The sequence below is a fragment of the Sphingomonas sp. GW821-FHT09B04 genome, assembly GCF_059418285.1.
Map to the genome: position 1 here is coordinate 97,132 of NZ_JBWKPO010000005.1, position 12,460 is coordinate 109,591.

The window sequence follows — 12,460 nt, forward strand, 5'->3', positions numbered from 1 at the left end:
GACCGCGTTGAAGATGAACCGTCTCAGGCGACCGGTTCGCCGAGCTCGATCTCGATCGGCTTAAGTGTTCGCGCGGTCGGGATCGGCAAGCCGTTCGCATTGAACTGTGCCTTCAGCTCGTCCTTGCGTGCCGCCATCTCCGCGCCGAGTGCTACGAGATCGACGTCGCTCGCGCGTGCCTGTGCGAACATGCCGTCCTTGGGCATCTCTTCTTCATGGACATGGTGCTCGATCTCTTCGGAAAGCACCGTCACCTTGGCCTCGAAGAAGTTCTCACCCGGCTCGCTCGCCATGATCTGGCCGATCAGCAGCTTGGCGCCGTCATGCTCGACATAGGATTCGTCGAGCAGGTCGCTCTCGATCTTTCCCTTGAGCGCTGGATAGAAGAGCTCCTCCTCAATGATCGTATGGATGACGAGTTCGGTGCAGATCTCGGTTGCCAACGATTTCTGCTTTGCTTTCGAGCTGGTCGCTTCGAACTGATCGAACAGATCCTCGACGGTGCGATGGTCCGCCTTGAGAAGGGCGATCGCGTCTGTTGCCTTGTTGGCCATGGAATGGTGCCTTTGCGGGGGAAGCCAAGGCAGCAAAGTCCTGCCTCTTCCTCTTCAACGCGCCAGATGCACTTAGGGCACTGTTGCGGATCATTCTCACGCAGGCCGCCTCGATCGCCGTTTGAGATGGATTCGATTTTCGGAGGTGCCATGGACATCGCATCCAATACCGGTCGCGAGGGTTCAGTCGATGCGAGGAGGCGCATGCAATGCCCGCGATGAACTGCCTGATCATTGGCGGCGGCCCTGCCGGGTTGACCGCCGCGATCTATCTGGCGCGCTTTCACCTCGGCGTGGTTGTGATCGACGCCGGAGACAGCCGGGCGAACCTGATTCCGCGCACACGCAACCATGCGGGATTTCCGGAAGGCATTTCGGGGGTGGATTTGCTGGCGCGCATGCGCGCGCAGGCGCAGCTTTATGGCGTCGACATCCGCACGGAGCGCGTTGATCGCCTTACGCAGACCGACGACGGCTTTGTCGCGAACACCGAAGCGGGAACGTTGCGCGCGCGCTTGGTGCTGCTGGCCACCGGGGTCGTCAATCGGCGCCCTTCGATGATCAGCGATAGCGATCATGCCCGCGCGCTTGCGGGCGGGCAGCTACGCTATTGTCCGATCTGCGACGCATACGAGGTCACGGATCGCCGGATCGCGGTGCTCGGCACGGGAGAACGTGGATTCAACGAAGCCAGCTTCCTGCGCAGCTACAGCGCGGACGTGACGCTGGTAGCGCCGGAAGGCGGGCACGATCTGTCTCCAAGGCAGCGCCAAGCATTGGCCGAGGCTGGCATCGCTATCGCGGCGGTGTGCGACGCGATCGAACTGATCGAAGGACAGGGGGTCACGCTCCATGTCGATGGCGTTTCGATGACATTTGACACGCTCTATCCGGCGCTTGGCTCGGATATTCGTTCGGAGCTAGCCGCGCAGGTCGGCGCCCATCGCTCGCAGGATGGTTGCCTGACGGTTGACGCGCATCAGCGGACGAGCGTTGTGGGCCTCTATGCGGCGGGGGATGTCGTGCTCGGACTCGATCAGATCAGCCATGCGATGGGCGAGGGGGGCGTCGCCGCAACGACGATGCGTAATGACTTGGCCTGTCAGGAAGTGCTGCATCGCGCTGCAAGATAATACTGGTTACTGGCGGATAGCTGGCGGCCTCCTTCAGATTCTACCGGGTTTCGTTCCAGAGCCCGTGAGCCGTCATCAAGCCGCAGGCGAGGAAACACAAGGGAGTGCTGTGACCTTCGTCGACGAATGGCGAGGTCCGACTGTCCGCTCGCAAATTGGTCAGACTGGCATCGGCCCAGCAACTGTCATCCTCCATTTAACCGTTGATGATCGTCCCGCCATTAGGATGGAGCACCTGCCCCGACATGTAGCTCGCATCTTCGCAGGCGAGGAACAGGAAGCTGGGGGCGACCTCATTGGGCTGGCCGGGGCGACCCATCGGGGTGTTCTCGCCGAAATTCTCGAGCTTTTCAGGGCTGGCCCCGCCGCATGGGTTGAGCGGGGTCCAGATCGGTCCGGGCGCGACTGCATTCACGCGAACGCCCTTTTCGACCAGATTTTCCGACAGGGAGCGGGTGAAGGCGGTGATCGCCCCCTTGGTGCTCGAATAGTCGAGCAGTTCCTTCGACCCCTGGTACATCGTCACGCTGGTACAGTTGATGATCGAACTTCCCTCACCCAGATGTTCCGCCGCCGCCTGCACCAGATAGAACATGCCGAAGATGTTGGTCTGAAAGGTGCGCTGGAGCTGCTCCTCGGTGATGTCGCGAATGTCCTTGTCGGGATGCTGCTCGCCGGTGTTGTTGACGAGGATATCGAGCCGACCGAACACCTCGATCACCTGTTCAACCGCGCGGTCGCACATCTTCTTCGATCCGACATCGGCCTTGATCGTGATCGCGCGGCGGCCTTCGGCCTCAACGATCGCCTTGGTGTCCGCCGCGTCCTTGTCCTCGAGCAGATAGAGGATGCCGATATCGGCGCCCTCGCGCGCGAACAGTGCGGCGACTGCGCGGCCGATGCCGCTGTCGGCGCCGGTGATCAGGGCGACGTTGCCCGTAAGCCGCCCTGAGCCGGGGTAGCGCGGATGCCAGTCGGGTTTCGGATCTAGCTTGTGCTCGTCGCCGGGCAACGCGTCCTCATGGATCATCTCAGCGGTATCGGTCATCGGCTTCTCTCCGCTGGCCCCCGCACAAGAACCGGTGGGCGTGGCACGGGGTTCCCGGCAACCTTCCGGTGGCTGGGCGGTTTCCCCCGCGTCATGGTTACGATCCGATCCGCGTCCGGCTACCCCGACGGCATCGCCTCGGCGGATGCCGATGGGCGCGGCGCACGGCTCAACTGGGTTTCGCTCGCGGTGCTGGCTGCGGTCATGCTGGCCGCGCTGCTCGGCGCATTCGGCGGCGGCAAGGCACGCAGCGTCGCCGCCATTGCCCCCGCGGCGCGGCTCGAAGTCCACACTCCGCGCGTGCTGCGCAACGGGATGATCTTCGAGACGCGTATCCACATGACTGCCAGGGCACCGGTAGCCAATGCGGTCATCGTAATTCCCGCGTCGCTGTGGCGCGACATGACAGTCAACACGATGATCCCCGCGCCGTCCGAGGAGAGGGCCGAAAAGGGCGCGTTCCGCTTCAGCTATGGAGCGATGAAGCCCGGCGACACGCTCGACATCAAGATCGATGGGCAGATCAACCCACCGCTGTTCGCGGGCAATGCAGGCAGCATCGCGCTGTACGACGGCGATCGGCCGCTGACGCATGTGCCGATCGACATCACAGTGCTACCCTGATGGATATCGTGCTGCGCGCTACGGTAATGTTCGCGATCCTGTTCGGTCTGCTGCGGCTGATGGGAAAGCGCGAACTGGGGCAGATGACCCCGTTCGAGCTGGTTATGCTGGTGGTAGTCGGGGACCTGATCCAGCAGGGGATCACGCATAATGATTTTAGCCTGACCGGCGCGACATTGGCGATCTCTACCTTCGCGTTCTGGACGGTAGTTCTCGGTTGGGCCGTGTATCTATCGCCGCGCGCGCAGCGCCTGATCGAAGGAACCCCGCGCGTGCTGGTTCGCAATGGCGCACTGGTTGAGGCCAATCTGCGCCGCGATCGGCTTACCCGAGCCGAGATCGAGTCCGAAATGCGGCTGGCAGGCATTGCTCATCTGGAGAAGGTCGCTTGGGCGATCCTCGAACCGGAAGGGAAAATAAGCTTCGTTCGGCGTGATGACGACGACATCGTTCGTCCAGATGATCCAGTGACCTAGTGGGTCCTGAAAACACTGCCGGTATCGAAATCCAGGCTTGGTTGGCGGCCGACTACGATAGCGAATTCGCCTGTAGAAGCGGACCTCGCTCTTCCTTTTCCAAGTCGTTGAGCCACCTAAACTCCGGACGCAACCTCCCTGTCATTGAAAGCGGTACGGGTCGAAACACGCGGCATCCGGATCTGACCGACCGATCAGCGATAGCGCCAGAATCTCGCTTGCCAATGCTGCGAACGCGATGCCGTTGCCGCCAAACCCCGCGCTCAGCCAAACGCGCGATAAGGTCGCAGCAGCACCGATCGCCGGCAAGCCGTCAGGCGAGTTTCCGAACATCGCTGCCCAGCGACGATCAATCGTAAGTGATTCTTCGAGGCCGAGCAGTGCCGCGGCCCGCTGCGCGAGAATTGACGTCCGTTCCGAGATCTCGCGATTCCGGCGGGCCGGGTTGAATGTCTCAATATCTTCACCGCCGACAATAATTCGCCCGTCTCGGCTGGTGCGAAGATACAGATAGGGATCGGAAGCTTCCCATATCATCGCGTGCTCGCGCCACAGCGAACCCGTGCCCGGCGATGTCGCCATGACGAAGGTAGAGAGCAGCCTGAACGCGGGTGGCAGCAAGAGCGGAGCGCGTTCGTACCCGCCAGCGAAGATGGCATGGCGCGCGCTGATCCGCTCGCCATTATCCAGTATGAGCGCAACGGCGCTCGTTTCGGTCTCAATTGCAGCGACGTCGCACGGCCAACTGATCGTGGCACCTCTCTCGATTGCACAATTCAACAAGCCCAGAGTCAGAGCGACCGGGTCGACTTCGAAACCACCACCCGATACCAGTCCAGTACGCGGCGCGATGCCGAAGTTCGCCGCGATCGCCTCAGCCGACATGAGGTCAGTCGGCAGCCCAGCCCGTACATGAAACGCTGCCTCCTCAGCCAGTCCGCTTGGATCGAGCGTCTTGCCCGCAAGATAGATGGTCGGACGGTCTGCCCGAAAGCAGGCTATGCCGATGTCGTCGATCCGATCGGCGAACGCGCGGGTCGCTTCGTAAACGCGCCGCCAACGCCTTCTCGCTTCGGCTTCCCCCAGTCTGGCGGCAAGATCCCGCATGGGCACATCCATCGCCCACATGACTTGCGCGGTTGAAGCAGCGGTGCTGCCATGGGCGGGGGGACGACGATCAAACAGCGCTACTTTGTGTCCGTCAGCCGATAATCGCTCGGCGAGAACGCACCCCATGATACCGGCGCCGATGATCGCCACGTCGCAGTACGGCGGTGCCGGAACGCTGGGCGGAATGGAATACTCTTCTTCGTCCCACGCGGGATTGCCGCCGCGGAGGTCGTGCTGTTCACTCAACGGCATGAGCAGAGCGATGAAAGGCGGGATGTCATGTCACGATGTCCAGTCGATAGGGGAGGCACAGGCCGGCCGCGCTACGATAGACGCCGCCCTTCGCAGGGCGGCGCCTGTACATGGCTAGAAGCGGGCGTTACTCGGCGCCGCTGCCTACCGGCGTGATCTTCGGCGGCTTGCCGTCCTCGGCCCTGCCTTCGTTTCGCAAGGCGCGGCCTTCCTCAGCCCTTTTCTTTGCCTCGGGGCTATCGCCGTGCTCGTTCAGTTCCTCTTCCACATATCCAGCGGCTTCTTTAAGTTTGCCTTTGACACTCATTGATCTTCTCCGTGAATGTTTCCGCCTCCATCCGCGAAAACTTAACACCCTCAATCGTTTAGTGTTCCACGGAGTCGCCATGAGAAGCGTGGCGGACCCGGATCGCAGGCCGGCAAAGCAACAGCGTGAAAGGCGTGATCGGCCTGATGCGGTCGATGACCGCGACCTAGCGCGCGGTCCGCGCTGCGATCGGGCTTGGGAGTGATCCGGACGATCCGCGCGACAATTCTCGCCGGCAGCTTCTATTTCGGCGCGACGCAAGATCGCTTCGGCTATCCCCACTACTGCTGTCACTGGCCGTCGTCATGCTCAACTCATGCCCGACGGGCGAACGACGGTGGTGCGGGGCCATGAGCAAACTCCAATCGACTGACCGCGGAGGCCTTCGAGGTTGAGCGCCGTCAGAAAAGCTGATCAATACAACATAGGTGATAGACGACTTCGCCGACTGCGTCATAGCAATCAATGTCATTGTGGTGCCGGAACAGTCTCTCCCAATGTGCGTAGTGCAGGCTTGTGAACGACGGAGATGGAGTGGCCAGTTCAGCGGTTGAAACGACCGGTAGTGACAAAGTCTTTCTCGCCGGTGGTGGAGAGATGGGTGAGCGGATCGCTGCTTTCGACTGGTCGACTACGTCGCTCGGTCCGATCGCGCACTGGTCCCGGAGCTTGTGCGCGATCGTCGCCTTCGTCATCCATTGCCCCGTCCCTTTGGTGATGCTGTGGGGCGAAGAAGGCATCATGATCTACAATGACGGCTATTCGGTTTTCGCTGCCGATAATCACCCTCGCTTGCTCGGCTGCGAGGTACGTGACGGCTGGCCCGAGGTTGCTGATTTCAACGACAATGTAATGAAGGTCGGCCTCGCCGGAGGGACGCTCGCCTACAAGGACCATGTCCTCAGCCTCAATCGGACCGGCAGGTTCGAGGATGTCTGGCTCAACCTCGATTATTCGCCCGTCTATGAGGATGACGGCCGTCCCGCCGGCGTGCTCGCGGTGGTGGTCGAGACCACCGATGCTGTGAAGGCTGCCAACGCGCTGCGCGAAAGCGAGGCCAGGCTGCGCTTCCTCGACGCGTTGGGCAAGCGCGCCGCGGCGTTGACGGATGCGGACGAGATCCTTGCGATCACGACCCGCATGGTCGGTGAGGAACTCGGCGTCTCCAATTGCGCCTATGCGGATATGGACGAGGATCAGGACGGCTTCACCATTCGCGGGGACTGGGCACGCAAGGGCTCGCCCTCCATCGTGGGCCATTACAGTCTCACCGATTTCGGCACACTTGCGGTACGCAATCTTCGTGCCGGCCTGCCGCTCGTCATCAACAACAATCTAGAAGAAATTGGCCCTGAGGAAGCGGCGAGCTTCCAGGCAATCGGGATCAGCGCGACGATCTGCATGCCGCTCGTCAAGGAAGGCCGACTGACCGCGTTGATGGCTATTCATCATGCTACACCGCATGACTGGACAGTCGAAGAACTGGCGACGATCCGCGAGGTCACCGAACGCAGCTGGGCGCATATCGAGCGCGTGGCTGCCGAGAATGAGCTCAGGCTCACGGCGGATCGTCTGCGCGATCTCAACGAAACCCTCGAAAGCCGCGTGAAGGAACGGACTGACGCCCTCACGCGCAGCCAGACCCAGTTCCGGCTGATGGTCCAGAGCGTGACCGACTATGCGATCTACATGCTCGATCCTGAAGGACTGGTATCGAGCTGGAACGCCGGTGCTGAGCGGATTAAGGGCTTTGCCCCGGGTGAAGTGATCGGGCGAGACTTCCGTACATTCTACCCGGAGGAGGATCGCGCGCGCGGAGAACCTGAACGCGCCCTTGAGACGGCGCGGCGCGAGGGGCGATTCTCCGCGGAAGGGTGGCGGCTACGCAAGGATGGCTCCCAGTTCCGCGCGAGCGTGGTCATCGATGCCATCCATGATGATGACGGGAAACTCATCGGGTTTGCCAAGATCACCCGCGATGTGACCGAGCGGGAAGATGCGCAGCGTGAGCTTGAACTCGCGCGGGAGGCGCTGTTCCAATCGCAGAAGATGGAAGCGATCGGCCAGCTGACGGGCGGAGTCGCCCACGATTTCAACAATCTTCTGACGGCGATTCTAAGCGGCCTCGAACTGTTGCGCAGGCGCGTGCCAGGGGAACCGCAGATCCTGAAGCTGCTCGACAATTCCACGCAAGCAGCGAAGCGTGGCGCGGCGCTCACGCAACGGATGCTTGCCTTTGCGCGTCGCCAGGAGCTGACCGCCGAGCGCGTGAACGTCCCCCGGCTCGTTGCCGGTATGACCGAGCTGTTGCAGAGTTCGTTGGGACCGTTGTTCCTGATTGAGACCAGCTTCTCCGCAGGGCTGGTGCCCGTCTCGACCGATATCAACCAGCTCGAAATGGCGCTGTTGAACTTGGCGGTGAACGCGCGGGATGCGATGCCGGGAGGTGGGCGCCTGTCGATACACGCCGACGAGCACCGTGTGGTGAAGGACGAGCTGGAGGATCTGGCGCCAGGCCTTTATGTCCGGCTGACCGTAGCCGATACTGGCAGCGGCATGGATGCGGACACGCTGCGCCGAGCTGCCGACCCCTTCTTCACCACCAAGGGGATCGGCAAGGGCACCGGTCTTGGCCTTTCGATGGTCCATGGCTTTGCCCGGCAGATGGGCGGCACCCTTCAACTCGAGAGTGAGCCGGGTAGGGGCACCAGCGTGCATCTCTGGCTCCGCTCGGACGAAGGCAGCCCAGCGGCGCAGACCGGTTCATCCGAGGAGCAAGAAGCGGTCGCCATCTCGCCGCGGATGATCCTCGCCGTCGACGATGATTCGCTGGTGCTGATGAATACCGCGATCATGATCGAGGACCTTGGTCATTGCGTGTTGGAGGCAACGTCGGGAGCGGAGGCGCTCGAAATCTATCGCACCCACCCGGAGATCGATCTGCTGATCACCGACCAGGCCATGCCGGGCATGACGGGTAGCGAGCTCATTGCCGAAATCAGGCGAGAGCGCTTCGAGCTGCCCGTCATCCTTGCGACCGGTTATGGCGAGACGCCCGGGGAGATCGGTTCGGCCGTTCATCGCCTTGGCAAGCCATTCGGGCAGGCTGAGCTCCGCCGCGCACTGGTCGCGGTTCTCGGCAGCAGCTGACACGTGAGCGAGGCAGCCGTCTCTTCAGGGCCATCTTCCTAACCGACGTCAGTCTTCTTGACTCGTGAGGAGCCTGCCCATCGTCAATGGGTGTGGCACAACGGTCCGATCGAGAGACCGGCACCGGCAAAAATGGTAGAATGGCCCAGCGGTAGTGGATTGAGATTGAAAGGCGACCGGGACGATATGAGGATCGCGGCCTGAAGGGCGATGAAGTGTTACGTAACAGATTGATAAATCTTACTGATCCAAATCAACTTGGCATCATCTTGTGGAACATGCGCCGTGCACAACCGGTTCTGTTGTGACGCGGGACACCACGGGAGACTCCGATGAACGACGAAAACAATTATCCCGGCCAGCAGGGCGGCGGGATCGAACAGCAGCCGGGTCAGGATGGTCAGGGGCAGCAGGATCAAGGCGGCCAGCGGCATGAAGATCCGGATGACCGCGGGCGCCAGCCCGAGCAGGAGCAGGAGCAAAGCGAAGGGCAGCGGGGTGATCGCACAGAAGGCGAGCGCGAGCGCGACTGAACGGCCCGATTGGAATAGCCCGTGCGGCCGCGTCCTTGGAAGCGGCCGCATTTCGTTCTGCAGATATCGCCCCGTCGGCGTCGGGATTATATCGCTTGGCCACGCGATAGGCTGTGGACGTCGGCGTGGTGCAGTTTGATCGAGTTTAATGAAGTCGGCCGACTCGAAGTTAATGTAGCGCCGTAGCCAGAGCTGGGGGACGTCTATGGAGAGGCAAGATGTCTGTCGATGATGTGACTTATTATCGCAAGCGTGCCCGGGAAGAACGAGAGAGAGCTCTTGTTTGCGAAGATTGTTCAGTGGTGCTGGCCCATCGGCGTCTGGCCGACGAATATGAACGTCGCGTCCAACAGCTGCAGATCGGGGACGGGATGAAATCAGCCCCTAACCCTTCGGCCGGGGCGCAAGCGCGTTCGCACCTTTTTCAGGCTTGATCGTCCCTAAACGGCGCGAGCGCTTGCAGTCTCTGTGCAACAAGATTGTGCAGCGATGTGCCGATAGCGGTTCGCGTTCGCTTCGGTTCCTTGAAAGCCCATGCAGTCATTGGGCCAAAGCGAGCTTCTCCTGGGGGAGGTGAAGGTAGCCGCTGTCAAAATCTGCTGCCGCGGCGAGGGATTTCCAGTCATTGATCGTGACTGAGCGCCGGGTGCGGCGGATGAGCCCCTCATTGGCGAGGCTCTTCAGCATCCGGTTTACATGGACCGGGGTTAGGCCGGTGCAGTCGGCCAGCTGCTCCTGACTCATCGGCAGTTCCCATTCCCTATGGCTGCCTAGGCCCGCCGCTTCGAGTCTCAGCGCATATTCGCACAAGAGGTGGGCCAATCGCGTCCGCGCGTCCCGGCGTCCGACATTGGTGATCCATTCCCGAAAGATCGAGCCGTCGACCAGCGTGTCGTACCATAGTGCTTTGCCGATCGCGGGTCGCTCGAAGGCAAGCTCGACGATCGCTTCGCGCGGAATGAAGGCAACCTGGGAAGCCGTCAGGATCTGGACATTGTGATCGGCTATGCCGAGCAGCGAATTTTGAAGATCGACGATATCGCCGCTCATATGAATGGAGAGGATTTGTCGGGCACCGTTGGCCGTGACCTTGTGGCGATAGCTCAGGCCGCTGATCATCACGCAGGACTGGGTCGGCTTGTCTCCTTCCCGAACGATATAATGATGCGCTTCGATCGTCTTCAGGGTGTAGGGAAGCGCAAGCATGGCGTCGCGCTCCTCATTATTCAGGAAGGCCCAGGAATCCATCTTTCGGACCCAAGAGGCTAGCGGAGCAACAGCCGGCATTCGTATCTCCCGTTGATGGCGGGAGCACAGCCGCTCTCAGTCGCCAGCAGGCCCAGCGGGCCAGCGATATTCGAAACCTAAGCTCCGCCCGATCGGCCTCCATAACATAGATTAGATATTCATCGTTCGACCGAGCGAGCCACAAATAGATCGGTAGTCGTCGCGCTTACACAGGCACGAGGTGCGGCGTGCTCAAGTGCGCTGCAGCCGCACCCCTTCGCTGCCGGAGCCGTATCGAGATCGGGGCTGGAATGGGCGCGACGGTAGCGCCGCAGTTCCTAAGATCGGACTGCATGACGTCGCCACAGCCGAACCAAGCCGGTCTGCCTGCCGTCCTTCCAATTCACGACCGGCACTTGGTAAGATCGAGCTCGGTGAACCCCAATTCATTTCCCTCGACAAGCCCGAAGTCGGCAAGGCGAGTATCTGCTGCGCCTCGCTGGCCTGATACGGGTGAAGTTCGCTGCGCGTCGGCGCTGAGCGGAGGACAGGTTTGTCGGTGTTTGTAGCCCGCGGTCGGGGCACTTGACACTGGATGCCGCAAGGACCGCTAAGGGCATGGTGAGGGGAAAATGTCGCAGGTGCGAGTTCTGGCCGCACCTGCGACGTGTCGGTCAAAGTTAGCGTACTCTACCACGACGCACGAGGTTGACGATCCCGAGCAGGACTACGGCTCCAAGAAGTGACACGAGGAACGAGGTGATCGTCAGTGGCGCACTATTGATCGAACCGCCGCTTATCAGCAAGCCGCCGACAAACGCTCCGACGATGCCGACGATGATATTGAGAAGGATGCCCTGCTGCGCGTCGGTGCGCATAATAATGCTAGCCAGCCAGCCAATGACACCGCCGACGATGATCCACACAATCAAACCCATTCTTGTTCTCCCATATGTCATTTGAAGATGATTTCCTGCGGGGTCGTCTTTCTCAGCGTTTGCCGCGCAATGTATTGAGAATGGCAAGGCCGATGACGCCTACGAGCGCCGCCGAAGCGAAGGGGCGCTCGCGCGCAAACTGCCGGGCTTTGTCGAGAAACGGGGCGCCGTCACTCGCCAGCGCTTCACGTGCCGCGCCAATGATCTTCTGCGTCTTTCCGTTCAACTGATCGATCAGGCCTTCACCCTGAAGAGACCGGTCACCGGTCACGTCACCGGCGGTTTCCTTAAGTTTACCAACAACATCACGACCTTCGCCTTCGAGGGTGTCTCGGTTCATTTGTCTAACTCCAAATTGCTTGGCCATAACGAGCAAATGAGGAAAAGGATCATCGTTGTATTTTTCCTGAGAGATCAGTTCCGCTGTGCGGAAAATGTAGCCGATAGGTGCCGAGATTGACGGCTCCCAAGCCAGGCGGAGCCGGGCAGGGGCCTAATGGCGCTATCAGAGTGCACGGCCTGTCATTTCGGAACCCGTGCCGCGTCTACATGTTGTGATAGGTCGAAAAGGAGGGCCTATGGCCGAACTCGACGAACCTACTCAGCTGCTGATCCAGTCCAACAAGGCTGATGTCATGACCGTCAAAACCCGTGACGGTGACAAGCTGGGATCGGTCTACGCTTTCATGATCAACAAACGCACTGGGGCGACGATCTACTCGATCCTCTCGATCGGTGGTTTTCTCGGTATCGGTAAGGCCTATTACCCAATCCCTTTCCAGCTTTTGCAGTTTGAACCAACCTCAGATGCCTATGTTGTGACGATTGACCGGCGTGTTCTTGAGGGCGGCCCGAGTTGGGCGGCCAATCCCCCAATCTTCGACCAAGCCTATGCCGACCGCGTCGCGAGCTACTACCAGGTCCCCCCACAAGATTTGTCAGTTGGTGGAGCTACAATGGGGGCGTCCGAGGCATAAGCAGGATCGCAGCGGACAGCGCTCGATCAGCGACTTGGGTTAGGGCGCATGGCGCAATGGCGGCCCTTGAGTTCTTGCTTACGCCCAAGGCAGCTGGCCTTCGTTTTCCTGCATCGCCGTCATCGTGGGGG

Annotated in this window: 14 protein-coding genes; 7 read left to right on the plus strand and 7 right to left on the minus strand. The window is 60.9% G+C overall.

Annotated elements, in window-relative coordinates; genetic code table 11:
• Positions 1 to 23: 23 nt before the first annotated feature.
• Complete coding sequence (locus AC07NK_RS16225) at positions 24 to 554, minus strand: hemerythrin domain-containing protein (RefSeq protein ID WP_495171649.1); 531 nt, start codon at positions 552 to 554, stop codon at positions 24 to 26.
• 209 nt (positions 555 to 763) lie between these two features.
• Here AC07NK_RS16225 and AC07NK_RS16230 point away from each other — a divergent pair, with 209 nt between their 5' ends.
• Positions 764 to 1,687, plus strand: a complete 924-nt coding sequence (locus AC07NK_RS16230) for an NAD(P)/FAD-dependent oxidoreductase (RefSeq protein WP_495171650.1) — start codon at positions 764 to 766, stop codon at positions 1,685 to 1,687.
• A gap of 196 nt (positions 1,688 to 1,883) precedes the next feature.
• On the opposite strand, the gene AC07NK_RS16235 is transcribed toward AC07NK_RS16230, so the two are convergent.
• On the minus strand, positions 1,884 to 2,735 hold the full coding sequence (locus AC07NK_RS16235) for an SDR family oxidoreductase (protein ID WP_495171651.1): 852 nt from the start codon (positions 2,733 to 2,735) through the stop codon (positions 1,884 to 1,886).
• A gap of 93 nt (positions 2,736 to 2,828) precedes the next feature.
• Between AC07NK_RS16235 and AC07NK_RS16240 the strand changes: the two genes are divergently transcribed.
• Both AC07NK_RS16240 and AC07NK_RS16245 read left to right on the plus strand, forming a co-directional pair.
• Positions 2,829 to 3,359 (plus strand): hypothetical protein, encoded by a 531-nt coding sequence (locus tag AC07NK_RS16240; RefSeq protein WP_495171652.1) that lies wholly within the window; start codon positions 2,829 to 2,831, stop codon positions 3,357 to 3,359.
• Positions 3,359 to 3,835, plus strand: coding sequence for a DUF421 domain-containing protein (locus AC07NK_RS16245; protein ID WP_495171653.1), 477 nt, complete (start codon positions 3,359 to 3,361; stop codon positions 3,833 to 3,835). The genes AC07NK_RS16240 and AC07NK_RS16245 overlap by 1 nt, the downstream gene beginning before the upstream one ends.
• A 141-nt stretch (positions 3,836 to 3,976) precedes the next feature.
• On the opposite strand, the gene AC07NK_RS16250 is transcribed toward AC07NK_RS16245, so the two are convergent.
• Positions 3,977 to 5,191 (minus strand): NAD(P)/FAD-dependent oxidoreductase, encoded by a 1,215-nt coding sequence (locus AC07NK_RS16250; protein ID WP_495171654.1) that lies wholly within the window; start codon positions 5,189 to 5,191, stop codon positions 3,977 to 3,979.
• 133 nt (positions 5,192 to 5,324) lie between these two features.
• Entirely contained in the window at positions 5,325 to 5,504 is a 180-nt protein-coding gene (locus AC07NK_RS16255; RefSeq protein WP_495171655.1) for a hypothetical protein, read from the minus strand.
• Positions 5,505 to 6,038: 534 nt separating this feature from the next.
• On the opposite strand from AC07NK_RS16255, the gene AC07NK_RS16260 reads away from it, so the two are divergent.
• From AC07NK_RS16260 to AC07NK_RS16270, 3 genes are all read left to right on the plus strand, one after another.
• On the plus strand, positions 6,039 to 8,654 hold the full coding sequence (locus AC07NK_RS16260; protein ID WP_495171656.1) for a GAF domain-containing hybrid sensor histidine kinase/response regulator: 2,616 nt from the start codon (positions 6,039 to 6,041) through the stop codon (positions 8,652 to 8,654).
• 332 nt (positions 8,655 to 8,986) lie between these two features.
• Positions 8,987 to 9,187 (plus strand): hypothetical protein, encoded by a 201-nt coding sequence (locus tag AC07NK_RS16265; protein WP_495171657.1) that lies wholly within the window; start codon positions 8,987 to 8,989, stop codon positions 9,185 to 9,187.
• A gap of 218 nt (positions 9,188 to 9,405) precedes the next feature.
• Positions 9,406 to 9,621: a hypothetical protein gene (locus AC07NK_RS16270; protein WP_495171658.1), complete on the plus strand. Its 216-nt coding sequence runs from the start codon at positions 9,406 to 9,408 to the stop codon at positions 9,619 to 9,621.
• Positions 9,622 to 9,727: 106 nt separating this feature from the next.
• On the opposite strand, the gene AC07NK_RS16275 is transcribed toward AC07NK_RS16270, so the two are convergent.
• The 3 genes from AC07NK_RS16275 to AC07NK_RS16285 form a co-directional block, all read right to left on the minus strand.
• A complete protein-coding gene (locus tag AC07NK_RS16275; protein ID WP_495171659.1) occupies positions 9,728 to 10,435 on the minus strand; it encodes a Crp/Fnr family transcriptional regulator in 708 nt (235 codons plus the stop codon).
• Positions 10,436 to 11,094: 659 nt separating this feature from the next.
• Positions 11,095 to 11,352 carry a GlsB/YeaQ/YmgE family stress response membrane protein gene (locus AC07NK_RS16280; protein WP_495171660.1) on the minus strand — a complete coding sequence of 86 codons (258 nt, stop codon included), beginning with the start codon at positions 11,350 to 11,352 and terminating at the stop codon, positions 11,095 to 11,097.
• A gap of 52 nt (positions 11,353 to 11,404) precedes the next feature.
• A complete protein-coding gene (locus AC07NK_RS16285; protein ID WP_495171661.1) occupies positions 11,405 to 11,692 on the minus strand; it encodes a CsbD family protein in 288 nt (95 codons plus the stop codon).
• A gap of 238 nt (positions 11,693 to 11,930) precedes the next feature.
• Here AC07NK_RS16285 and AC07NK_RS16290 point away from each other — a divergent pair, with 238 nt between their 5' ends.
• Positions 11,931 to 12,329 (plus strand): PRC-barrel domain-containing protein, encoded by a 399-nt coding sequence (locus AC07NK_RS16290; protein WP_495171662.1) that lies wholly within the window; start codon positions 11,931 to 11,933, stop codon positions 12,327 to 12,329.
• Positions 12,330 to 12,460: the final 131 nt, after the last annotated feature.